Here is a 24,728-nt window from a genome sequence, read left to right on the forward strand (position 1 = left end):
AGGCTGCAAAAGTAAACTTTTTTGCGGCTATTAAAAACTTAAAAATGAATTATTTGGGAATACCTTTATTCTTTCGACAAATATGGAACTACATAATAAATTTCGAGCTAATAGACTCATTTTCATGAACCCGCTTCATCACATCTGCCACCAGATCGGCACAGGTTACTACTTTAATCTTTTTACTTTTCTTTTTAAGAGGAATAGAATCGGTGACTATTAATTCCTGCAATTTAGAATTTTCTATACGCTCATAGGCTTCGCCAGAAAGTACAGGGTGAGTACAGATAGCACGCACGCTTATTGCACCTCTCTCCATCATCACATCGGCGGCTTTGGTTAGAGTTCCAGCGGTATCTACCATATCGTCTACCAAAATCACATTTTTTCCTTCTACATTTCCTATCAATTCCATGTGGGAAATTTTATTTGCTTTAGCTCTTTGTTTGTAACAAATTACCACATCGCTTTCCAGGGCTTTGGAATAGGCATATGCCCTTTTTGAACCTCCCATATCGGGAGAAGCGATCGTTAAATTATTCAAATTGAGTGCTCTTACATGAGGGAGAAATACCGTAGAGGCAAAAAGGTGATCTACAGGTTTTTCAAAAAATCCCTGGATTTGGTCGGCATGAAGGTCCATGGTGATGATTCTTGTAGCTCCTGCGGTTTCAAGAATACTGGCAACCATTTTTGCAGCAATAGGCACCCGTGGTTTGTCTTTACGGTCTTGTCTTGCCCATCCAAAATATGGAATCACCGCTGTGATATGCCTGGCTGAAGCGCGTTTGGCGGCATCAAGCATCAAAAGCATTTCCATAAGGTGGTCTGAACCCGGGTGGGTGGACCCGATGATAAAAACCCGCGAACCGCGAACCGATTCTTCGAAAGAAGGCTGAAATTCGCCGTCGCTGTAAGTGGATGTAATTACATTTCCGAGCTTAGACCCATAAGAAGCAGCAATTTTTTCGGCAAGCTCCCTGCTTTGGGTGCAATTAAAAATCTTTGCCTCGGGGTAGAAATTAGACATGGTGTTGTGTTGTTAAGTGTTATTAAAACTGTGCGCCGCAAATTTAAAAATTATATCTGTTTAGAAGCGCTAACAGGCAACTGCTTATGAATTATTTTATACAACTTGTTGAAAAATGTATAACTCCTTTAAAAAATAAAAAATCTGGTTTCTAAAAAGGAAATTTTTTATACTTTTGCGCTCCAGTACGCTCGAGTGGCGGAATTGGTAGACGCGCTGGATTCAAAATCCAGTGACTTCGGTCGTGCGGGTTCGATTCCCGCCTCGAGTACTTTAAAAGCCTGTATTAGTGTTGTAAATCAACTCTTTACAGGCTTTTTTATGGCTTGTTGACAAATATTTGGGAAATAATTTCAGATACTTTACTTCAGGCATCCTAAATTTTCCCGGTTGTAAACTAAAGGAGGTAATTCTAACCTATATCAACTATTTCCCAAGCTTAAGTATCCTGATGGCGCCCTGAATAACCAATATAAAAACAATGGTACCAATAATCAGGTCGGGTTTACTGGAATTTAACCAGTTTACCAGTAGTCCTGCCGCAATCACTCCCAGGTTAATAATCACATCATTGGAAGTGAAGATCATACTTGCTTTCATATGGGCTTCCTCTTTGCTCTTGGAGCGCTGGAGTAAATACAAAGAAAAGGCATTTGCCAAAAGAGCAAATACAGATACTATAATCATAGTATTAAAATCGGGGAGTTCTTCTACCATAAAAAAGCGTCTCAAAACTTCAGCAAACCCTATCACGGCCAGAATTATCTGAAAATAACCAGCAAGATTTGCAATGCTCTTTTTTCTTGCCAGGGTTCCGCCTACGGCAAAAAGACTTATCCCGTACACAAAGGAATCGGCCAGCATATCCAGGCTGTCGGCAACCAATCCCATGGACTCCGAAATTAAACCGGTAGTCATTTCAATGATAAAAAAAGCAAAATTTATAGCGAGTACCGTCCAAAGCAATTTTTTCTGAGTTGAATTTTCTTCAAAATTCGTTTGTTCGGTTGGCACCGAGGATAACTTTTTCGTACCTAAATTTAATTCCTGAAGTGATTTTTCGATCTGGTCAGGTTGACCTTTGTGAAAGACGCTTAGTTTTCGGTTGGGAATATCAAAATCCAGGTTCTTAACCCCGGAAATTCCATCAAGCTTCATTCGAATGAGGTTTTCCTCTGAAGGGCAATCCATTTTAGAAATTTCAAAAATCGTTTCTTGCATTGGTAGTTTTGTCTTTCCGAATTCGCTGTAAATTTAAAACATTATCTAAACGAGGCCAACGCCCTCAACAAAGCTTTTTATAGCCATAAGAATTAAGCAAACTAATTACTGTTTCGGCAACCTGGATTTCACTAATAAGCATATTGTTTTTCAGGTTAAAATAAACTTCTCAATATTAGGTTTCCCATTTCTAAAGGTTGCACTTTTACTTTTGAATTCTGATGTCTTAAAATATGATTTTTTGTATATTTAATTCTCATCCCATGCCTACTTTATGTTATTAGAGAATTCTAAATCTTTAGCATAAATGAGAGACGATCGATTAATAAACCTGTTGAAATTTCTGTTTCTTGTGGGAGGTATTCTTCTTGCTGTTTATATAGTGGCCAGGATGTCTGGTTAAGAACCAGCCTGGTTTTCAATAGCCGGCTTTTCCTTTCCTGTTTCAGTGTTATCCAGGGTTGTACCCTTTTCTAATTTCCAGTAAATAATGGAACTACATAAATTATCCAGCGCAGAATGACTTTGCTTGATTACATTAGTTAAGGTGGAGACAGGCACGGCATTTTTCTTCCGATAAGTTAAATGCTCGTAAAGATAGTTTATGGTTGTATTATAAAATTCTTCGTTTTCCTTTAACCATTCGCCAGGAAGGCTTGCTTGTATTTCAGGATCCACCTCCCCCGCAATTATGAATTCATGAATTTCCTTTAATCGAATACTCATATGCTTACTTAATCTTTTTAGAATTTCTGCCCCCAGTTGGTCCTCACTATCAAGAATAAACCTGATATTGTGCATCACATCCTTAATATCTTTGGCGCCATAGATCATAGAACGCAAACCCATCATACTCGCTGTAAGCTGCCGGGCTTCCTCGATGCTAAGGTTTTTCTCCTGGAGTTGGGCGTAGTAAATTGCAAGTTCATCCTCCAAACGCTTTATTTTCTCATATTTCCTGGTAAGGCTTGTAGCGCTGCTAAAAATTCTTTTCCATTGCGATTCTTTGTTTTTATCTTTTGCTCCCAGCTGAAAACAATCCAAAATAAACTCTTCGGTATACAGGAAAATTTGATTCAGCTCCTTATCAAGGGCTTTTATGGCTACGTCTGGCACTTCAGGAGGAATATTTTTAACGAATAAGGTTTCTCCCTGAGGAACGGCTTTGGCAAAAAGGCTTTTCAGAAATTTTGTGAATGGCTTAAGCAATGGGTAAAACAAAATAATACCAAAAAGGTTGATAAAGGTATTCAGCAAAACCAATTCCATCAGCGGGTCATTTAATCCAAAGACAGAATAGGTGAAATTCACCAGTTCTTCTATAAAGAAAAATATAGAAATCCCTGCAACCAGGTTAAAGATTAGATGAGCAAGTGCCAGTCTTTTTTTATCGGCTGTCCCTCCCAGGGAGCCGATAATCATGGTAGCTGTAGTACCAATATTAGCACCAATTATTAGCGCGACGGCCTGGTAAATGTCAATAAGTTGGGCATTTAGTGTGCTTAAGATAATCACTATTAAAGCTGAGCTCGATTGTAATAAAGCAGTAATTACGATTCCGGCCAAAAGAAACGCCCATAGACCATACACCGCAATTGCAGCCATATCTACCTGAGTTGCGATACTTTCTATAGAATCCTTCATGTAGTCCAGCCCAAGAAAAAGCAACCCGAAGCCAACCAAAAAGCCACCCAGGCTTTTAAGAACCGGCCTGGAGTTTAAAAAGAGGTAGCTTAAAATTCCCACAGCCAGAAAAGGGAAAGAGAAATCGGCAATATTCATTCTAAAACCAAGAGCTGCCACCATCCATGCTGTGAATGTAGTCCCGAGGTTTGCACCCAATACTACCCCAAGGGAATTCTTCAAGCCTATCATCCCTCCTCCCAGGAAGGCCAACACCAAAAGAGTAACCATAGAGCTACTCTGTAAAATAGCAGTAACTATGGTACCGGTTATTATACCTTTCCAGCTTTTATTGGTAAAGCGCTGAAGTAATTTTCTAAATGCATTACCGGTTAAACCTTTTAGTCCTTGCTCAAGATGATGCATCCCGAACAGAAATATCCCAAGGCCTGCGGCGAACATCCAGAAATCAAAACTGGTAGCTTCCATATCTAATTTTGATTATAATAAAGATACTTAAACTAACAGATTTAAAAGCTCCTCTTCCTCCTTTTCACCAGGGTATATCAACAGGACTTTGATTAACATCTCTTATTTTCAGAATATTATCATCCTCACTCTTTTTGTCATTTTACCAATATATTGTACTTTCGGACACTTCATAACCCTACTAATATGTCCCAATTTTGGTTGTACTTCAGGCTTGGTCTGGAACACGTTCTGGACTGGCAAGCCTACGATCATATCCTTTTTCTAATAGTTCTGGTAGCCGCATATAGCTTTACCAGCTGGAAAAAGATCGTTTGGTTGGTTACTCTTTTTACCCTGGGTCACACTCTGGCACTTTTTCTGTCGGTTTATGGAATCGTAAAAGTAGACCCGGCATGGGTAGAGCTTTTAATCCCTATAACTATACTTGTAACAGCGCTTTACAACATCCTCAATGCAGGCCGAAAAGAGCGCAATAAAAACCCAAACCTTTTGTACTTCACCACGATTTTCTTCGGATTGATACATGGGTTGGGCTTTTCCAGCTATTTTAAAATGGTAGCTTCCAATATTGACAGCTATTTTCTACCTCTCATAGAGTTTGCACTGGGAATAGAAACTGCACAAATCACTGTAGTGCTTGGAGTTATGATTCTCGCTTTTATTGCCCAAAATGTATTCCAGGTATCGAAGCGTGACTGGGTTCTGGTTGTCTCTTCTATAGTGATAGGAATTATTTTGCCCATACTCCAGGAAAATTTTCTGGCTATTTAATAAATTAGCCCGTCAATCACGCAAATAATATTTTCTAATCCAATGGGTTATTAGCCTATATACTATGAATAAGAAAAAACAACTTAAATTTGATAAAGCCTATTTAAGAATAGCCCGGGAATGGAGTAAACTTTCACACTGCAATCGCAAACAGGTTGGCGCACTTATTGTTAAAGATAGGATGATAATCTCTGATGGCTATAACGGAACTCCTAGTGGTTTTGAAAACTATTGTGAAGATGACGAAGGATACACCAAATGGTACGTTTTACACGCTGAAGCCAACGCTATCTTGAAAGTAGCAGGTTCAACCCAATCCTGCCAGGGTGCCACTTTGTACATAACGATGTCTCCGTGTAAAGAATGCAGTAAGCTTATTCACCAGTCGGGAATTACCCGCCTTGTGTATCATATTGATTACAAAGACAACTCAGGACTTGATTTTTTAAGCAAAGCAGGGGTTGAACTTGAACAAATAAACGACCTGGAAGATTGAAAGAAAATTATAAAATATATACGCCAATGTTACTGGCACTGGCCTGTGCCCTGGGAATATTTTTGGGGACACAGCTCAACTTTACCTCTTCTTCAGAAGGCTTGTTCTCTGCCAATCCCAAAAAAGAGAAGCTCAACAAACTTATAGATTACATAGATTATGAATATGTAGACGATGTGAATACCGACAGCATAGTTGATATAACCGTAAACAAGATTCTGGAAAACCTGGACCCACATTCGGTCTATATTCCTCAAACCGAGTATGCCAATGTAACCGAAAATATGCAGGGGGATTTTGTAGGGATTGGCGTGAGTTTTTATAATGTGAACGATACTGTGGTAGTAATCCAGGCACTGGAGGGCGGACCCAGCGAAAAATTAGGCATCAGGGGTGGAGACCGAATTCTCTATGCCGATGATGCACAGCTCTTCAACAAAAATTTTAGCAACGATTCCCTTACCCGGTTCTTAAAAGGTGAAGAAAATTCCAAGGTAACTTTAAAAGTCCTTCGTCAAGGTATTGAAGACCTCCTCACATTTAAGATACGACGTGGAAGAGTCCCCATTAAGAGTGTAAATGCGGCTTATATGCTTACCGATAAGCTGGGCTATATCAAAATAAACCGTTTTGCAGAAACCACTTTTAAAGAATTTAAAAAAAGTATTGAAAGGCTTAAGCAACAAGGTGCCACCGAAATTGCTCTGGATCTTCGTGACAACCCTGGAGGTTACCTTTCAGAAGCTATCAATATTGCAGATGAGTTTCTGGCAGACGACAAACTTATTCTTTACACTAAAAATAAAAGTGGCAGTATAGAAGAAACCTACGCCCGGCGTGAAGGGGCTTTTGAAAACTCCCCCGTTTATGTCATCATAAATGAGAATTCTGCCTCTGCCAGCGAAGTGGTTGCAGGAGCCCTTCAGGATAATGACGTTGGAACTATTATAGGAAGACGATCTTACGGGAAAGGACTTGTACAACGGGAAATGGAACTTGGAGATGGTAGTGCGGTTAGGCTAACCATCGCAAGATATTATACCCCTACGGGACGCTCTATACAGAAACCATATGATAACGGTAATGAATCCTATTTTAAAGACTATGTTCATCGGTACGAAAATGGGGAATTTAAAAGTATAGATAGTATAGATGTAGACGATTCGTTGAGATATGAAACCCCTGAAGGTAAGGTTGTGTATGGCGGCGGCGGAATTATCCCCGATGTATTCGTTGGACGGGACACCAATGCCGAGATGGAAAATATTATCCTGATGCATAAAAGCGGTATGATGAGTCGTTTTATCTTTGATGAATTGGAAAAGAACCGAAAATTTTATAATTCTCTTGCCAGAGAGGATTTTAATGAAGAAATAGAAATTAGCGACGAAATGATTCGGGATTTCCTTCAGTTTGGAAGAAGCGAAAATATCAATGTAAGGGTATACCGGTATAAAGATGTCCTGAAAAAGTACCTTAAAGCCACAATGGCTGCACAACTTTACGGTACCGACGCCTTTGAAAAATTGATAAACAATGGAGATAAAATAATTGAAAAAGTAATTGAATTGTCTGAAAAAAAACAATAAATTGCATCAGTGAACGAACTCTATGAAAATTTCGTAATTTTTCTTATCGTATCCCCCCTGTTTTTCTTCATAATTGCTGTAAGCTTCAGGTTGTTGGATAACAGCGCATTATTGTTTCTTCAGAAAGAAATACTCGTTACCAGTTCCAATGTTTCAGATAAATGCATCAAACACCAGATTTCCAATCATCCCGATATAGTTTTTACCAAAAAACTTAGAACGGCACTACTTTTCAAAAAATTACACCGGGCATTTATCATCCTTATGTTCACTTCTGTACCTCTAATGCTCATCGGCTTTTTTCTGTCAAACTAACTTATCGTGAACCATAGTATGCTCCCTGTTCCAATCGGTTAGGATATCGGTAGCTACACTGGCCCCACTTCCGCAGGCAATGGCAAACTGACTTCGGCAGCCCGAAATCGTTCCTGCAACATATAAGTTTGCTTTTACCAGATGATCTTCATTTTTAAGCTGAATACGCTTTTTAGAAGCTTTTGTTTTTTTATGCGGAATAATATATTCCTCAAGACCTTTTATAGTAAGTGAGTTAATATAACCCACGGCAACTACTACTTTTTTAGCTGAATAAATGTCCTTATTGGTTATTACCCTGAAGCCTTCCTTTCGGGAAACAATTTCTTTTACTTTTTCCTTCTGGATTTGTACTACCTTCGGATAGTTCTCTGCCAAATGTATTGACCCCTCTTTGAGAATCTTCTCTCCGGATGTACCGGCAGGAACACCCAAAACATTATTAAAAAGCGCTGTTTGCAGGTGTGAGGTTTTTTGGTGCATAACAATGCCCACCTTCTTATATTTTGCAAAATCTTTTTCCAGGGCAGACCCGAGGATTAAAGCACAAGACATTCCTGCAGCCCCACCACCAATAATCAGCACATCGAATTCCATTGTTTAGGTATTCTGTTTTTTATATATTTTACGGGAGAGCAAAAGGATAATCATCAAAACAATTACACATAAACTAGCAATAATTGCAATCGCAGCTTTAGCACTATCTCCCACAAATAAGTTATTAAAATCGAGTATGCTAGAACTATACCCAATAAGGATGATCGCAAGTAAAATAATACTGTAGATTAAAATTTTCATATAAATAAACTCTGAATGTTAGTAGCGAACAATTTAACAGCAATAGCCAGCAAGATAACACCAAAAACTTTTCTTATCACACTAATCCCCTGACTCCCTAAGATTCTTTCGATCCTGGCTGAAGCTTTTAGTACTGAATAAACAACAATTAGATTGATTAGGATAGCCACAATAATATTTATAGTTTCATATTCTGCCTGAAGAGAAACGAGCGTAGTCATCGTACCTGCACCGGCAATTAAGGGAAACGCAAGAGGCACAATAGAGGCCGTTTCGGGTTCATCGTCTTTATAAAGACTTATTCCCAGAATCATTTCTAAAGCCAGGAAAAAGAGTATAAAAGCACCAGCAACGGCAAAAGAATTTACATCGATACCAATTAAATTAAGTATCTCTTTTCCCAGGAACAAAAAGACTATCATTAAGATTCCGGCAACAATAGAAGCCTTTTCGCTTTGAATATGACCAACTTTCTTCCGAAGATCTATAATAATCGGGATATTCCCAATTATATCAATTACCGCAAAAAGTATCATACCCGCGGTGAATATCTGCTTAAAATTCAATAACTCCAACATAACTCCAATTTTGAAAAATTTTTTGCAAAAGTAATTTTTAAAAACAAGGTGCCAAGGTTTTGTTTATTAATTCTTTATAAAGTTTCTCTAATATAAATCTTGCTTTAAATTGAAAGAAAACACCCCTTCTTTTTTGCTTTTTAGAGGAAGGTAAAAAACCCCACCAGGTGGCAAAATTCATTTGCAAATTGATAAATAAATTTATTGCGGATTATTTCAAAAACTGATCGCAACAATTATCTTTGTCGCATGTTTCAGATAAAGAAGACCATAGTTTCGGAAGAGATTATCAATAAAGATTTTGTTTGTAATCTTTCGGCCTGCAAAGGAGCCTGTTGTGTAGATGGAGAGGCCGGCGCCCCGGTAGAACCTGAGGAACGGGAAGTTATGGAAGAGATCTATCCAAAGGTGAAACCTTTTCTTAGACCAGAAGGCATAGCAGCTATTGAAGCCCAGGGCACCTTTATTACCACCGAAAATGGTGAACTCGAAACCCCACTTATCGATGGAGCCGATTGTGCTTATGTTACCTTCGACGATAAAGGCACTGCCCTATGTGGTATAGAGAAAGCCCATAATGAAGGCCTTATTGATTTTAAAAAACCTGTTTCCTGTCATCTTTATCCGGTAAGAGTTCAGGATTATTCCAGTTTTTCTGCTGTAAATTATCATCACTGGCATATTTGTGATGATGCCTGTAGTTTGGGGAAAGAACTTCAGGTACCGGTTTATAAATTCACCAAAGATGCTTTGATCAGGAAATTTGGAGAAGACTGGTACAGCGAACTAGAAGAAACTGTAAAGCAAATTCAGAAAGAAAAATAAGGGGTAAAGCACTATATTTCAGTTACATATTTTCTTATTCTGAATTATTTTCTTAACTTCATCCTCCTCAAAAACCGCCCTTCCGGTTAAAAATCAGCATGCCTCAATGCTGGAAAATTACAACAGCCCCACTTGATCTAGGAGATATCCAGAAATAATTATTCTAATTAAAAATTTAAAGCGATGAAAAATTTAATCATTTCAATCCTAAGCGTGCTGTTATTTGGATTTTCGGCAGAAGCACAGTTTTTAAAGAAACTGAAGAAGAAAGTAGAGCAAAAAGTCGAAGAAAAAGTAACAGAAAATATTGCCAACAAGGCAGCAGCCGAAGCCGAAAAGTCTCTTAATAAAATGTGGGAAACCGACTTAAAGAATAGTCCGATTCCAATGGGGGCTAACCGGGTAGACATCAGTGAAGTTCCACAATCTTATGATTTTAACTGGGAATACCAGTTAACTATGGAAACTAAAGAGGGAAATGCAGATATGACCTATCTTTTAAAAGAAGATGCTCCTTATTTTGGGCTGCGCATGCCTCAAGCCGAAGGCATGTTTATGGTCCTGGATATGGACAAAAAACTCAGTATTATGTATTTCTCTTCTGGCGAAAATAATTTTATAAGCGCCAGCAAAATTACAGATCTCGTCAACCAAGATGAAACCAATCCTTATGAAAATGCTGAATTAAAAAAGATAGGGACGAAAAATATCCTGGGCTATGATTGCCAGGGTTACGAAACCGAAACTGAAGAACACACAATTACCTTCTACGTCACCCAGGAGGCACCCATTAGTTTCACCAATATGTATAGCGACGAAAAAAGCAATATCCCGAAAGGCTGGAATGCCGATTGGCTGGAAGATGGTGCTGCCTTAATGATGGAAATGAAAATGATAGACAAAAAAGACTCCAACCGGAATGCAACTATGAGATGTACCGGGTTAGAGAAGAAATCTTTTACAATAAATAAAGCGGAGTATGAAGCTCTTGGTGCTACCAGGTAAAACCAGTTCCAGGTCTTTGGTGAGAATTTAAAAGTGCCTTATAAATAATTAGTGCGACCAAAAAATGTGACCACTAGTTAGCAATTATTCATGTATTTTTAACATTTGTTTCATTGTTTACTTTTCAACATTTTTAATATAATTAAATTAAATCCACTGCTATATGAAGTATTTCAAACTGTTTTTTACATTATTGTGTTGAAAACTTTGTTGACAATGTTTATCCATCAGTTTTCTGATTTTCAAAACATTTCACCATATTTGTTGTGAACCTCGGAACCAAAAAGGTTTGCGCCAAAAAATATGTTAAAACCTCTACAGGAAACCACGCTGAAAGACGATAAAAATCGTTTCATCATTTTCCCTGTTAAACATAACGATATTTGGGATTGGTATAAAAAAATGGAGTCCCGTTTCTGGACCAACCATACCGATATTAACGACCATAAACAGGAAATAAAAGAACAAAAGTTAAATACTAACGAAGTTCATTTTCTTAGAAACCTAATGGCATTCCTGGCCGGATCACAAAACTTATCAACCCAAAATATTACCCGAAAACTTAACGGGAATATTCCGGAAGCAAATTTCTGTTTTGATTTCCAGGCAGTTTCAGAAAATGTGTACCTGGAAAGCTTTTCCATGTTCACCCGGGCATTCCTTAATCGTCCTAAAACTGAAGAACGCCTTTTTTCTGAAATTAATCCGCAGCTTAAAATCGTTGAAAACCGAATCAAAAATTGGACAAATTCAGGTTCCCTGGCCGAAGCTTTGGTTGCTTCGGCGGCATTGAATGCAATTTTCTTTCCTGCAGCCCTTTCTTCTCTTTTATGGCTTAAAAAACGTAAAGACCTGGCTGGGCTTAATTATTATTGCGAACTCATTTCACGTGATAAAGCCTATCACCGTGATCTTGCGATAAGCCTCTATTCAGAAAAGATCAAAAAAAATATTTCTTCTGAAAAGATTAGAGAGATCGTTAAAGAAACAGAAAATTTAATTGGCAATTTCTTACTGGAAAGTCTGCCGGTAAATCTTATAGGAATGCCTGTTGAAGACCTGGAGCAATACCTGAAACTGCTTAGCGATGACCTTCTTGAAAAATTAGGTTGCCCAAAAAATTCAAAAGAAACACAATCTGATAAACGTCCAAGCCTGGCCGAACAACGCGTAGGTAAATTTCAACAGGCAGGAAGAAAAATCGATAACGATTCCGATAAAATCAGTTCTAAAACTGATTTGTAAAGCCTCAAAAACGCCACGACCCCCAACGTGGCGTTTTTTGAGTTTTTATTAGTAAACCTTTAGCTCAGGTTTTAATTACCGCATAATCCCAAATTTAAATCCCCTTTAAAACAATCGAAATTAAGAGCTGATTTATCATGGGGAAACCTTGGAATTATTATTTTTGACCACACTACACAACCTTCGTGATCTAAATACAGAAGAAATGATGAACTGGGAACAACTTCTCTCCTTAAAACGTTTTGGAGACACCAACAAACGCCTTAGAAAAGAACAAAATGAAACCCGGCTGGGCTTCGAGGTAGATTATGACCGTATAATCTTCTCTTCTGCTTTTAGGAGTTTACAGGACAAAACCCAGGTTATCCCCCTTTCCAAAACCGATTTTGTTCATACCCGGCTTACTCACAGCCTGGAAGTTTCGGTGGTTGGTCGTTCTCTTGGGCGACTAGCAGGACAGAAGATCCTGGAAAAGCACCCGCACCTGGAAACAATTCACGGCTACCGCATGAATGATTTTGGTGCTATCGTGGCAGCAGCAGCCTTAGCTCATGATATTGGAAATCCTCCATTTGGACACTCAGGAGAAAAGGCCATAGGTGAATATTTTAGTCATGGTAAGGGCAAGCGCTTTAAGGAACAACTCTCAGAGAAAGAATATCGCGACCTGGTAAATTTTGAAGGAAATGCCAATGGTTTTAAAATTCTAACTGAAACCAGACCGGGAATTCCGGGTGGCCTGCGACTTTCTTATGCAACCCTGGGAGCTTTCACCAAGTATCCTAAAGAATCCCTACCGCATAAACCTACCTCTCATATTGCCGATAAAAAATTTGGTTTTTTCCAATTGCAACGTGAAAGTTTTCAGGAGGTAGCCCTGGAGTTAGGCCTTATTCAAACAGGGAAGAATGAAAACCTTGGGTATACGAGACATCCACTGGCTTTTCTGGTAGAAGCGGCAGATGATATTTGCTATACTATTATCGATTTTGAAGACGGCATTAATCTAGGACTCATAGATGAAGATTATGCCCTGGAATACCTTATAAAACTAGTTAAAAACAATATCAACACCCAGAAATACAATACACTTCAAAACACTTCAGACAGGCTTGCCTATTTACGAGCTCTAGCCATAAACACTCTTATCTCTGAAGCCGTAGAGACCTTTTTACAAAATGAAGAGGCTATTTTAGAGGGAAATTTTCATCAAGCTTTATTTGATAAAAGCGGTTATGAAGCCCAAATTAAAGACATCATTAAAATAAGCATTGAGCGCATTTACCAGAGCGAAGAAGTGATCAATAAAGAAATTGCCGGTTATAAGATGCTCTCATATCTCCTGGATACTTATACCAGGGCTTTCTTACCGACACAAGAGGAGCGGAGCTCGAATTTCAATAAGCTCGTATTAAAATCGGTGCCTAAACTCCAGCATTTGCAGGATGAAACTTCGGTATATAAAATCCTGATGGAAATATGTTCCTATACCGCATCCCTTACCGATGGTTTAACCGTGGCCTCTTTTGAAAGGTATAAGGGTTTAAGCTTATAACATTAAAACTCATAGGTAAAACCAACTCCTAGCAATTGCTTGAACTGTAACCGGGGTCCAAAAGTTTCCAGGTTACCATCGCCGTTGGTATCTTCCTTATATTTAACATCGTCATCATACCTCAATTGCGTTCCTATATTTGCTCTAATAAAATGATTCACCTTTAGGTCTGCATTTATTTCCCAGTCTACATCAATATTTCCAAATTTATTGAGATAATCTGAATAGAGACTTATCCGGTTATCCAGTTTTACATTAGTAAAGATTTCTTTGCTAAAATTACTGGTTACTAAAAACCCAATTTCTGTTCTCACCCTTTCTCCTTCCTCAATTAAATTTCCAAGCTCATCATACTGGGCTCGCTGGACTCCAAACATCCCTTCATTAGCCAGCCGTTGATCAAGTACGAAAGTAGATTTCTGAGTTAAGGGAGAAATATAAACATCCAGAGATTCATCATGGCTGGAATATTGACTACCAACACCCACAAAGAGATATCCTGGAGCCATAAATTTAGAAATAGGTTTATCGGTTTCAGGATATTTATACCCATTTGCAATTTGAGTATTAAATGTGAACTTAGCCGAATAATACCAATTGGAGATGGAATCCTTTCTGTAACCAAAAGAAGAATTCAGTCGGAATTCATCATCAGTCTTTCGCACCTCCCGACCTTCCTGGGCGTTTAATCCATATTTAAATGAAATACTATTCTTCCAGGAAAGCAATTTCTTCTTGTAGTTCCGTTCAAAATTTCCATGAAGAAGAGCGGCTATAGAATTATTCCCCCCGGCATTCCAGTTGACAAACGCGACTTCGTTAAGGTTAAGGCCTACTGCATTTTTTTCGGTCCAGAACACAATCAGCGGAGGCTCCAGTGCTATAGTATCCAGCACAACGGAAAGGGTATCCTGAACCGGCGCAGGTTTTACAATTTTTATTGAATCAGATGGTTTTATGGTATCTTGAACGTTTTGGTAAAAGCTAAAGGCAGAAGCATTTAGCGCAAAAAGACACGCTAAAAAGCTCAGAAGTAGGATTTTCATTGGATAATTTGGATTCTTCGGATTATTCGGATTATTCGGATGCGTAAAAATAAAAAAATCAGAGCTGAGATGAAATCACCTCACGTATATTTTCAACGTTTATTCCGCATTTTTCTTGTAATTCATCTACACTTCCTTGTTCAATAAATTCATCAGGAACACCTAAACACCTGATCTTTACCCGGTAATCATTTTCAGCAGCAAATTCAAGAACTGCACTTCCAAAACCACCTTTTACAACCCCGTCTTCCACGGTAATGATACTCTTGTATTTCTTACATATCTTATGCATTAATGTCTCATCCAAAGGTTTGACAAATAGCATATCAAAATGGCCGACTTTATCTTTTTGCTCCGCTTTTAAGCCTTCTATAGCCAGCTTTGCATTCTGAAACATATTCCCAATACTTAAAACAGCAAGGTCACTGCCCTCTTGTGCGCAGCTCCCTTTCCCAATCTCTACTTCTTCAAAAGCTTGCTGCCAGGCTGTTAATTGTCCCCTACCACGCGGATATCGAATAACAAGGGGGGAATCAAGTTTTAACTGGCTGGTGTAAAGCAGGTTTCTAAGATCAATTTCATTAGATGGAGCTGCGATAATCAGGTTGGGAATACTGCGCAGATAAGCGATATCAAAAACCCCGTGATGAGTTGCACCATCCTCACCTACAAGTCCCGCCCGATCAAGACAAAAGATTACCGGGAGATTCTGTATAGCCACATCATGAATAACCTGATCATAAGCTCTTTGAAGAAAGGTGGAATAGATTGCGCAAAAAACCTTAAATCCCCTGGTAGCCATTCCGGCTGCAAGAGTAACGGCATGTTGTTCGGCAATTCCAACATCAAAAGCCCGTTCTGGAAAAGCCTGCATCATATATTTAAGGGAACTACCCGTTGGCATTGCCGGGGTGATACCAATAATTTTTTTATTTTTTTTAGCGAGTTCTAGTAAACTCAAGCCAAAGACATCCTGGTATTTTAAGGGTAAATTTTCAGTAGCCTTAGACAGTAGCTCTCCGGTTTCAGGTTTAAATTTACCCGGCGCGTGGTATTTTACCTGGTCTTCCTCAGCCTTTTTTAAACCCTTTCCTTTTGTGGTAACCACGTGAAGAAATTTTGGACCCTCTATTTCCTGAAGCTTCCTTAGAATTTTTATCAGGCCGGGAATATCATGACCATCTACAGGACCGAAATACCGGAAATTCAGCGCTTCAATTATATTGTCTTGTTTGGGTTTATATCCTACCCTGGCTTTGGTAAGATATTGCTTCAGAGCTCCAACACTAGGGTCGATCCCTATCGCATTGTCATTGAGGATAACCAACAAATTAGCATCAGTCACTCCGGCATGATTGAGGCCTTCAAAGGCCATCCCACTAGCTATAGACGCATCTCCTATTACAGCGATATGTTGTTTTTCTTTATTCCCTTCAAGTTTTGAAGCAATAGCCATCCCCAATGCTGCCGATATCGAGGTTGAAGAATGTCCCGTTCCAAAAGTATCGTAAATGCTTTCTGAGCGCTTCGGAAATCCACTGATGCCATCCAACTGACGATTCGTGTGGAACTGATTCTTACGTCCGGTAAGAATTTTGTGACCGTAAGCCTGATGACCTACATCCCAAACCAGTAGATCATCGGGAGTATTAAATATATAATGCAGAACAATAGTGAGCTCTACAACTCCAAGGCTGGCTCCGAGGTGACCTTCTTTAGTGGCAACAATGTCTATAATGAATCTGCGAAGTTCTGTTGCCAAACGGGAAAGCTCTTCCTTAGGAAGCTTCCTTAGGTCTTTAGGGCTGTTTATTGTATTTAACAAGGGTGTTGCCATGCGCGCAAAGTTAAGTTATGAATTTGTAATTATGGTAAGCATTTTAAATACAAACGACCGAATCTTTTTATCTTTCGAAAAAATACAGGAATAATGCTTAGTCCTTTCGACGATGAATATTTTATGCGGAAAGCTTTAGAAGAGGCTGAAACGGCTTATACAAAAGGTGAAATACCTGTAGGGGTCGTGGTCGTAATAAACGACAGGATAATTGCCCGCGGCCACAATCTAACCGAAACCCTGAACGATGTGACTGCTCATGCCGAAATGCAGGCCATCACTGCAGCAGCCAATTTTTTAGGCGGAAAATATCTTATGGATTGTACGATGTATGTCACTTTGGAACCCTGCCAGATGTGCGCAGGAGCTCTCTACTGGAGTCAAATATCTAAACTGGTATTCGGGGCGGAAGACCAACAGCGCGGTTACCGCAAAAATGGAGTAAAACTTCATCCTAAAACCCAGGTAACACAAGGGGTTCTGGAAGAAGAAGCTTCAGCACTTTTAAAGCGTTTCTTCATAGAGAAAAGGAATCTAAACTAAAAAGCACCGCCGGGAAGAGCAGTGCTTTTTGATTATAAAATTAAACCTTTTAAGTTTTTTTCAGTTCCTCAGGTATTTCCCACATGTCTTCCAGCTCTTCCAATGATTTACCTTTAGTTTCCGGGATATATTTCATCGTAAAGAATATGATTGCCAGGATAAAAATTGAGAAGATAAAGTAAGGTAAAGATCCACTCCAAAAATCACTATTGTTTAATTCACTTTCAGCAACAATTGGAAAGGACTGTGACACTACATAGTTGGCTGCCCACTGTGCGGCTACGGCAATAGACATCCCAATAGACCTGATCTTATTAGGGAACATTTCTGAAAGAATTACCCATACAACCGGGCCCATAGACATTGCAAATGCTGCTACAAACAATAGCACCCCAATTAGGGAAACAAGACCAACATTCCCTGTCATTAGTGAAACTCCAAGGAGGAGAAAACCAATCATCATCCCTACAGAACCAATATAAAGTAAAGGCTTTCTTCCAAAGCGGTCTACGGTAGCCATTGCCACAAAGGTAAAGACAAGGTTTACCCCCGCCAATAGAATTTGTTGGGCCAGCACATCTTCTTTTCCGAAGCCAAGGGCTTTCTCAAAAATATCGGCACCATAATAAAGCACGGCATTAATTCCTGTAAATTGCTGTAGAGCAGAAAGTACAGTCCCTATTACTATAATAGAAAATACACCTTTTGCAAAAATGTTCACTTTCTTGTTGCCTTCTTCTTTAAGCAGAGATTTCTCGATCTCCTGTATTTCAATATTGGCGACTTCTTTTCCATGAATTTTTGTAAGCACTTCTAACGCCTGACTTTTCAAGCCCTTCAAGGCAAGCCACCTCGGGCTCTTAGGCACAAAAAACAAAAGGATTAGAAATGACAGACTAGGAATAAGCTCAGACCAGAGCATATAACGCCAACCGTTTTCAATATTTTCGGCTTCGGTGGCAGTGCTTCCAATAAAATAGGTGGCAAGAAAGACAACGAAAAACCCGATCACAATTGCCAATTGATAGTAACTTACCAGAGTACCTCTTATTTTTGCTGGAGCGATCTCTGCGATATAAGTTGGTGCATTCATAGAGGCAAGACCTATTCCAAGCCCACCTATAAGCCTAAACACTACCAATAGCGACACCGACTGCGGAAGGAAATCGGGAAGGCCCGAGCCCCAAGCCGATAAAGAAAAGAGTATACTGGAAAGGATAAGAGAATACTTTCTTCCCATAAAATTACTTATGGGACCGGAAATAATTGCCCCTACAAAACATCCTAAAAGGGCACTACCAACAACCCAGCCTTTCATGACCGCGTCAAGATCAAAATACTGGCTAAAATAATATTGAGAACCATTTATTACTCCGGTGTCATAACCGAACAATAAACCTCCAAGGGCTGAAACAATTGTGGTTAAAATCAGGTAAGATTTACTATGCATGAGCTTTTTTATTTAGGGTGGGTGAAGATAAGAATTATCGATTAATTTGCTAATATTTTCTGGAAGGCTTCTTCGTGTTAACGAATTGTATTTCACTCATTTAATAAGGCTAAGTTTTCCGAATTATCTAAAGTTTCTTTCTTAAATCAAAATTTAAAGATTAATATCTCAAAATGTTATAATCAGTTAAAATTTATGGATTGCAGAAATTTTTTTCTGAAACTTGAAAAATGTTAAAACTGATTCAGATTAACCCAAGCTCCCAATCTATGAAATACATATCTTTTATCAGAAACAAGACCTCACACAAGGCCTTGTTATTCCTGATGATGTCCCTAATTCATATCAATACTTCTGCCCAGGAAAACCAGGGCAGCAAGGAAATTTCCCATTCTATTTATTTTACCGCAAATACAGGGCTCGATGATTCCTTTTCTTCAAAATTAATTCTACAGCAAATAAATGAGTCTTCACAAACTGATCAGGAGGCTTCGGTTGTAGTTGTGGGGAACATTACTCCAAAAGGAGGCTACCCTCCAAAAAAGAAAGCCCGGAAAGAAACAGAAGAGTTTTTAAAGGAAAGGCTTATGAAGCCCCTGGAAGGTTTCAACGGCAATATCATTTACACCCCAGGCGTAAACGAATGGAACAAAGAGGGGCATCAAAACCTGGACGATATGGAGTCTTTTCTTCAGGATAACAGCGAAGCAGAATTCTGGCCTAATGATGGGTGTCCTATTGAAGGAGAGGATCTAAACGATGATGTTCGCCTGGTGATGGTAGATTCTCAATGGTTCCTGGAAGAGTGGGATAATCATCCCTACATTAATGACAAATGTGAGATTAAAACCAGGGAGCAGTTTTTCATTGAATTTAAAGATGAATTAAAAGATGAACAGGGCAAAACTATAATTGTAAGTATTCACCACCCTGTGATGTCTAACACCCGCCATGGATTTATCAATAAAATTGCTGGCTTTACCGAGCAATCTTACCAAAATCCATTAAGAAAAGAACTTCGAAACAGGCTGGAGACCCTTTCCAGACAATTTGAAGATGTGATCTTTGTTTCAGGGAACGACCGAAACCTGCAATATATAAAAGATGACAAAACTCCCCAGATTATAAGCGGGGCGATTGGCAAGCTCCAAAGATCCAAACCGGAAGGAGATAAGGATTTCGCCTCTAAAAAACCCGGTTTCGTTAAGTTAAATATCTTTAAAGATGGTAGTTCAAAGGTAGATTTTTACGAATCTACCACTTCCGGACCCCAATTTCTGCACAGCCAGACTATTAAGCGGGAAAGAATGAGTGAAGACGAAGTCTCATATCATTCCAAAAAGGATTTTGAATCTACATATAAAGCTTCGGTTTATACCGAAGAAGAGGTAAATAAATCTTATCCCTATAAAAAATTGTGGGGTGAACATTACCGTAGCATTTATGCCAGGCAAATAGAAGTGCCGGTATTATTTTTAGACACCCTGCCCGGAAACCCTGTAGCCATCAATGAAGGTGGAGGTCGACAATCGCGTTCCCTAAGGTTGCGCGACGAAAATGAAAATGAATTTACACTAAGGGAAATAAGAAAAAGTGCTCTCAGGTTTATTCAGGCAAATATTCCAGGGCATTATATCTACGATTATATGCAAAATACCGTGGCACAAAGAATCGTACAGGATTTTTACACCACGGCCCACCCCTATGCGCCCTTTGCAGTTAATGATATCATGGAAGATCTCGAATTGTATCACGCCAATCCAAAACTTTATTATGTTCCGAAACAAGAAAACCTGAATATCTATAACGAAGATTATGGAGATAAGCTTTATATGTTGGAAGAGCACGTTGGGGACCACAATAAGGAGTTTGAAGATTTTGGAAATGCTGATGATATACTTAGCACTTCTGATCTCTTGCTTGAGTTGAGAGAAACAAAGAACATATACGTACACGAACCCACTTACATACGCGCCCGGCTTACCGATATGCTAATTGGAGACTGGGACCGGCACGAAGACCAGTGGCGCTGGGCGGAATTTAAAGAAAATGATCAGGTTAAAATGTATAAACCTATACCACGAGATCGTGATCAGGCCTTTTCAAAATATGATGGCCTTATGGTGAAGTTATTGAAATTTGGTTTTCCTGAAACCAGAGCCTTTCAGAGTTTTAACCCAGACCTCAAGGATATAAAATGGTTTAACAAAGCAGCATATCCTTTGGACAAAGCATTTATAAGAAATGCTAAATGGCCTGAATGGAAGGAACAAGTGAAATATATTCAGGAAAACCTAAGCGATGAAAAAATTGAGGCCGCTTTTGCAGCACTCCCCAAAGACACCCAGGATGAAAGCATAGAAAATATTAAAAAGGCACTTAAAGCCAGACGCGGTAATCTCATGGGGATCGCTAAACGCTATTATGATTTCCTTACCCAAAATGATATTGTTACAGGTACTGAAGAGGACGATGCATTTATTATAACCCGAAAACCTAATGGTATAACTGAAATTCTGGTAGAAGGTGGTGACGGTTCAGAGTTTCAGCGTATCTATTCTTCATCAGAAACCAAAGAGATCTGGGTCTATGGCCTGGAAGGTGAAGATGAATTCAGTATTAAAGGAGAAGGAAATGATTTGATTAAATTAAAAATTGTTGGCGGTAAAAACAATGATACTTATAAATTTGATAATTCGCGTCAAACAAAGATATATGATTACAAAAGCAAAAAGAACAGTTTTGTAAAGACCGGTTCCAAAATGCTTACCGACAATTATGACATAAATAACTATGACCCTGCAAAACGCAAATATTCAACCAATGTGTTTTTTCCCAGTATAGGTTTTGATCCCGATGCAGGTTTTAAAGTGGGTGCAAAAAACACTTACACCTCCTATGGCCTGGCAAGAAATCCCTTTACGGCACAACATAGTCTTTTGCTAAATTATTTCTTTGCTACCGATGGATTTTCTGCGGAATATACCGGGGAATTTGCACATATTTTCCCTAATTGGAACCTGGGACTTGAAGCGAAATACACCAGCCCTAATTATACCTTAAATTACTTCGGAACAGGTAATGATAGTTTTTACGATGAAGATCTTGTCGATATGGACTTCAACCGGGTAAGGATCCAGCAAATTAGTTTTGCTCCTTCATTGATAAGAGAAAACAACCGTGGAAGTAGTTTTTACCTAAAGGGAACTCTGGAATCCATGGAGGTGGCCCATAGTGAGAATGAATATGTAGGGCAGGTTTTTGAGGAAACCAACAAACTTTTTGAGCAACAACTCTACGGTGGAGCCGAATTATATTATCGCTATCATAATCAGGACAATCCTGCTTTTCCAAGTCGCGGATTGGATTTTAATTTAACCACCGGATACAAGGCGAATATTGATGAGCACAGTAATAAATTCGGTTATCTTAAACCTTCTTTAGGTATAAATTATCCGCTGCATTCCAGCGGAATCGCCACCTTAGCTACTAAAGTAAGTGGGGAAATGATCTTTGGTGACAATTATGAATTTTATCACGGTGCTACACTGGGCGGCAAACATAGTCTTAGAGCCTATCGCAACGAACGTTTTAACGGGGAAGCTGCTTTTTTCCACAGTACCGATATTCGGGTAGGACTTTCCAGGCTACGGACTAATTTTGTTCCGCTTAGATTTGGGGTTACTGCTGGTTATGACTACGGAAGAGTTTGGAGCGATGAACCGGAGTCTGATGACTGGCACGACAATTATGGAGGTTCCATCTTTATAAACGGGTTTAATGCCTTAACCGCTAATCTAGGCTATTACCTGGGGGACGATGGTAACAGATTTATGTTTAGCCTTGGATTTAATTTTTAAGCCATAAAAAACCGGAATGTGGTACATTCCGGTTTTTTTTAGTTAAATTTCTTAATCGAGGTCTTTATAATCAAATTTCTGGCCTCCCACTGAAATCTCTATCATGGCTCCTGCTTTTGGCATGGTGAGTATAGCTCTTCCGTTTTGAAACTTTACACTTTTAGCTTTTCCCTCTTCAATAATTACTACCGAAGCATTTCCAGAAAGTTTATAATTTCCTTCTTTGAATTTATCAAGTTCAGACTGCGTTTGAAAGAGAATAGCCTGCCTGAAAGCCTGACCTCCTAACTGAAATCCAATATCCAACTGTCTCAATTCAGCAAAACCAATAAGATTTCCATCCTGGTACACCACTCCATTTCCGGCTGCTCCACCAAGAATGTATGCGCCTTTTCCTACATTGGGAAAGATCGCATACCCGACCGAGAGATCAAATAGTTCCTCAACCTCAGGATTATCGGTTATAAAGGCTGTTTTCGCTCTTTCCGCATCATCTATCAATCGTTCCTGATCTTCAGTTTGAGCAATTGTTGTGCTCACAAATATTAAAGCGAACAGGAAACTGTAAACGAAATTTAATTTCAATTTTTCCATAATAATTCTTTTTAAATTATACTTACCTGAAATTAAGGAATCGCTCTCAAAACTACTGTTAAGCATCTGTTATATTCAAGCCGTTAAAGAGTTCTACAATAAACTGTAGAATTCCACACCGTTTTTCACCTTTCAGAAAAAATATTTTTCATTACCATAGGCGTACAAAAACCACTAAAATACCACGCAACAAACTATAAATAAGGAGGTTATTCAATTTTTAAATAAAAAGATTAAAAAATGGTAAGATAGTTGGGTTAAGGGGTTAAACCCAAATTGAAGAGATGTTGAACGAAATAGATATAAACCTGCTTTTTGATATTGCACAAGTTATATTTCTTATACCATTTTTATACCTGCTTAACCAGGAGGTGTTTAAGCTTTTTAAGAAGAGACATAGCTTTTTCTCCTTCAGGCTAATGAACAGTCTGTTTTTTTACCATCTCATCTTTGGGGCTATATATTATACCTATGCTTCTTTTAACCCATCAGACTCACACAGGTATTTCCAGGTTCCGCAAAGAGCAGGAAAAGATTGGATGGATTTTACCACAACCGGTACCGGTTTCATAGACTTTATTTCCTATCCGTTTATAAACTACCTCGGTTTCAGCTACGAAATGATGATGTTGCTTTTCACCTGGATTGGTTACCTGGGTTTTGTGTATGCTTACCTAATTTTTAGAGAAAATATTCCTCATACCATCAAGGTGTTTAAAAAGATTAACCTACTCCCTTTACTACTTTTTCTTCCAAATATGCACTTCTGGACCGCCTCATTAGGAAAAGGAGCACCAATTTTTCTAGGGTTAATGATGTTTGCCTATGCCGTAACAAATTATGAAAAACGTTGGCAAGGACTCTTTTTAGGTTCTCTCCTGGTCTTTTGTATTAGGCCGCATATTTTCCTGCTGGTTTCAATTGTGGCGGTGTTGGGAATTCTATTCGGTAAAAAACAAATTGAATGGAAAAAGAAACTGGTCTATACCGGCCTGATTACCGGGGTACTTTTGATCTTTAGAGATCAAATCCTTGGCGTGGTAAACCTAGGAGGTTCCCAGAACCTCATCAGTGATTTTATGGCATTTACCGATAAAAGGGCTGATAGTTTAGGGCAAGCTAGTTCAGGGATAGCAATGAACGAATACTCACTTTTGGAGAAGTTTTTTACATTTTGGTTCAGGCCTTTATTCTTTGACGCACCTGGATTCTTTGGGGTCATAGTTTCTGCGGAAAATCTTATCTACCTGTTGTTGGTAGTGAAGCTGTTTAAAAGAAATTTCTTCAGCTTTATTAAAATTGCTCCAATTAAGGTAAAGATGAGCCTGTTATTGTTTTTGCTTAGTTCTTTCGCAATGACTTTTGTGATGTCTAATTTGGGAATAATAATCAGGCAGAAAACAATGATAATGTATTTTCTATTTTTTGTGATCTATTATTTTATGGCTTACGAAAAAAATACTGTTTTTAAATTAAAACAAGAGGTGACTGGAAGAAAGCCTTTGGCGAAAGCTGCGTAGTGATTTCGGCAATTTATCCTGATTTATTGAAGTCGCGTTTCCTTTTATAAAGGTTTTTATACTATCTCATATGTAAAAGAATTTTAACAGCTATCATCTATTCTTAAACTTCATTAGACATATATTCTATCTCAGATAATTTGTTAACTTTACTCTTAACCTTTTTAACAAACCTCCTGTTTTCCCTATAAAAAATCATCTTTGAAGAAATTTGTTTACAAAACTTCTGGCGTTATTGGTATTTTAAGTTGTATTGCCGTTCTGGCTGCTGATTTTATTGGAATTGCAGTACATGAAGCACACGACCCCATAAGCGATACTATTAGCATGTTAGC

General features: G+C 38.7%; 20 protein-coding genes and 1 tRNA gene. 12 read left to right on the forward strand and 9 right to left on the reverse strand.

What is annotated here, in order from left to right; translation table 11 throughout:
* Positions 1 to 88: 88 nt before the first annotated feature.
* Positions 89 to 1,030, reverse strand: a complete 942-nt coding sequence (locus tag VIM94_RS12960) for a ribose-phosphate pyrophosphokinase (RefSeq protein WP_332039726.1) — start codon at positions 1,028 to 1,030, stop codon at positions 89 to 91.
* A 189-nt stretch (positions 1,031 to 1,219) separates the two neighbouring features.
* Here VIM94_RS12960 and VIM94_RS12965 point away from each other — a divergent pair.
* Positions 1,220 to 1,301, forward strand: a tRNA-Leu gene (locus VIM94_RS12965).
* A gap of 155 nt (positions 1,302 to 1,456) precedes the next feature.
* Here VIM94_RS12965 and VIM94_RS12970 read toward each other — a convergent pair.
* A complete protein-coding gene (locus VIM94_RS12970) occupies positions 1,457 to 2,251 on the reverse strand; it encodes a cation transporter (protein ID WP_332039727.1) in 795 nt (264 codons plus the stop codon).
* 399 nt (positions 2,252 to 2,650) lie between these two features.
* Positions 2,651 to 4,363, reverse strand: coding sequence for a Na/Pi symporter (locus VIM94_RS12975; RefSeq protein ID WP_332039728.1), 1,713 nt, complete (start codon positions 4,361 to 4,363; stop codon positions 2,651 to 2,653).
* A 186-nt stretch (positions 4,364 to 4,549) separates the two neighbouring features.
* Here VIM94_RS12975 and VIM94_RS12980 point away from each other — a divergent pair, with 186 nt between their 5' ends.
* From VIM94_RS12980 to VIM94_RS12995, 4 genes are all read left to right on the forward strand, one after another.
* A complete protein-coding gene (locus tag VIM94_RS12980; RefSeq protein WP_332039729.1) occupies positions 4,550 to 5,137 on the forward strand; it encodes a HupE/UreJ family protein in 588 nt (195 codons plus the stop codon).
* 64 nt (positions 5,138 to 5,201) lie between these two features.
* Positions 5,202 to 5,633 (forward strand): dCMP deaminase family protein, encoded by a 432-nt coding sequence (locus VIM94_RS12985; RefSeq protein ID WP_332039730.1) that lies wholly within the window; start codon positions 5,202 to 5,204, stop codon positions 5,631 to 5,633.
* The gene (locus VIM94_RS12990; protein WP_332039731.1) at positions 5,630 to 7,222 is read left to right on the forward strand and encodes a S41 family peptidase; all 1,593 of its coding nucleotides are present in this window, start codon (positions 5,630 to 5,632) and stop codon (positions 7,220 to 7,222) included. Before VIM94_RS12985 ends, VIM94_RS12990 begins: the two co-directional genes overlap by 4 nt.
* Positions 7,223 to 7,231: 9 nt before the next feature.
* Entirely contained in the window at positions 7,232 to 7,537 is a 306-nt protein-coding gene (locus VIM94_RS12995) for a hypothetical protein (RefSeq protein WP_332039732.1), read from the forward strand.
* Here VIM94_RS12995 and VIM94_RS13000 read toward each other — a convergent pair.
* A complete protein-coding gene (locus VIM94_RS13000; RefSeq protein ID WP_332039733.1) occupies positions 7,529 to 8,134 on the reverse strand; it encodes an FAD-dependent oxidoreductase in 606 nt (201 codons plus the stop codon). The genes VIM94_RS12995 and VIM94_RS13000 overlap by 9 nt on opposite strands.
* 197 nt (positions 8,135 to 8,331) lie before the next feature.
* Positions 8,332 to 8,913, reverse strand: a complete 582-nt coding sequence (locus tag VIM94_RS13005; RefSeq protein ID WP_332039734.1) for a MarC family protein — start codon at positions 8,911 to 8,913, stop codon at positions 8,332 to 8,334.
* Positions 8,914 to 9,162: 249 nt separating this feature from the next.
* Between VIM94_RS13005 and VIM94_RS13010 the strand changes: the two genes are divergently transcribed.
* From VIM94_RS13010 to dgt, 4 genes are all read left to right on the forward strand, one after another.
* Positions 9,163 to 9,738: a DUF3109 family protein gene (locus VIM94_RS13010; protein WP_332039735.1), complete on the forward strand. Its 576-nt coding sequence runs from the start codon at positions 9,163 to 9,165 to the stop codon at positions 9,736 to 9,738.
* Positions 9,739 to 9,921: 183 nt separating this feature from the next.
* A complete protein-coding gene (locus VIM94_RS13015) occupies positions 9,922 to 10,743 on the forward strand; it encodes a DUF4412 domain-containing protein (RefSeq protein WP_332039736.1) in 822 nt (273 codons plus the stop codon).
* Between the two features lie 303 nt (positions 10,744 to 11,046).
* Positions 11,047 to 11,988, forward strand: a complete 942-nt coding sequence (locus VIM94_RS13020) for a ribonucleotide-diphosphate reductase subunit beta (RefSeq protein ID WP_332039737.1) — start codon at positions 11,047 to 11,049, stop codon at positions 11,986 to 11,988.
* Between the two features lie 208 nt (positions 11,989 to 12,196).
* Positions 12,197 to 13,543: a dGTP triphosphohydrolase gene (gene dgt, locus VIM94_RS13025; RefSeq protein WP_332039745.1), complete on the forward strand. Its 1,347-nt coding sequence runs from the start codon at positions 12,197 to 12,199 to the stop codon at positions 13,541 to 13,543.
* Positions 13,544 to 13,545: 2 nt separating this feature from the next.
* On the opposite strand, the gene VIM94_RS13030 is transcribed toward dgt, so the two are convergent.
* Complete coding sequence (locus VIM94_RS13030) at positions 13,546 to 14,589, reverse strand: DUF3078 domain-containing protein (RefSeq protein WP_332039738.1); 1,044 nt, start codon at positions 14,587 to 14,589, stop codon at positions 13,546 to 13,548.
* Between the two features lie 58 nt (positions 14,590 to 14,647).
* Positions 14,648 to 16,426 carry a 1-deoxy-D-xylulose-5-phosphate synthase gene (gene dxs / locus VIM94_RS13035; protein ID WP_332039739.1) on the reverse strand — a complete coding sequence of 593 codons (1,779 nt, stop codon included), beginning with the start codon at positions 16,424 to 16,426 and terminating at the stop codon, positions 14,648 to 14,650.
* Between the two features lie 93 nt (positions 16,427 to 16,519).
* Between dxs and VIM94_RS13040 the strand changes: the two genes are divergently transcribed.
* Entirely contained in the window at positions 16,520 to 16,969 is a 450-nt protein-coding gene (locus tag VIM94_RS13040) for a nucleoside deaminase (RefSeq protein ID WP_332039740.1), read from the forward strand.
* Between the two features lie 49 nt (positions 16,970 to 17,018).
* Here VIM94_RS13040 and VIM94_RS13045 read toward each other — a convergent pair whose 3' ends face one another.
* Positions 17,019 to 18,419 carry a sugar porter family MFS transporter gene (locus VIM94_RS13045; protein ID WP_332039741.1) on the reverse strand — a complete coding sequence of 467 codons (1,401 nt, stop codon included), beginning with the start codon at positions 18,417 to 18,419 and terminating at the stop codon, positions 17,019 to 17,021.
* 269 nt (positions 18,420 to 18,688) lie between these two features.
* Between VIM94_RS13045 and VIM94_RS13050 the strand changes: the two genes are divergently transcribed.
* Complete coding sequence (locus VIM94_RS13050) at positions 18,689 to 22,279, forward strand: metallophosphatase (RefSeq protein WP_332039742.1); 3,591 nt, start codon at positions 18,689 to 18,691, stop codon at positions 22,277 to 22,279.
* A 51-nt stretch (positions 22,280 to 22,330) separates the two neighbouring features.
* Here VIM94_RS13050 and VIM94_RS13055 read toward each other — a convergent pair whose 3' ends face one another.
* Positions 22,331 to 22,873, reverse strand: coding sequence for a lipid-binding SYLF domain-containing protein (locus tag VIM94_RS13055; protein WP_332039743.1), 543 nt, complete (start codon positions 22,871 to 22,873; stop codon positions 22,331 to 22,333).
* A 284-nt stretch (positions 22,874 to 23,157) separates the two neighbouring features.
* Between VIM94_RS13055 and VIM94_RS13060 the strand changes: the two genes are divergently transcribed.
* Positions 23,158 to 24,393, forward strand: a complete 1,236-nt coding sequence (locus tag VIM94_RS13060; RefSeq protein WP_332039744.1) for a hypothetical protein — start codon at positions 23,158 to 23,160, stop codon at positions 24,391 to 24,393.
* The last annotated feature ends 335 nt before the right edge of the window (positions 24,394 to 24,728 follow it).

It is taken from the genome of Salegentibacter sp., assembly GCF_036568425.1.
GTDB lineage: Bacteria > Bacteroidota > Bacteroidia > Flavobacteriales > Flavobacteriaceae > Salegentibacter.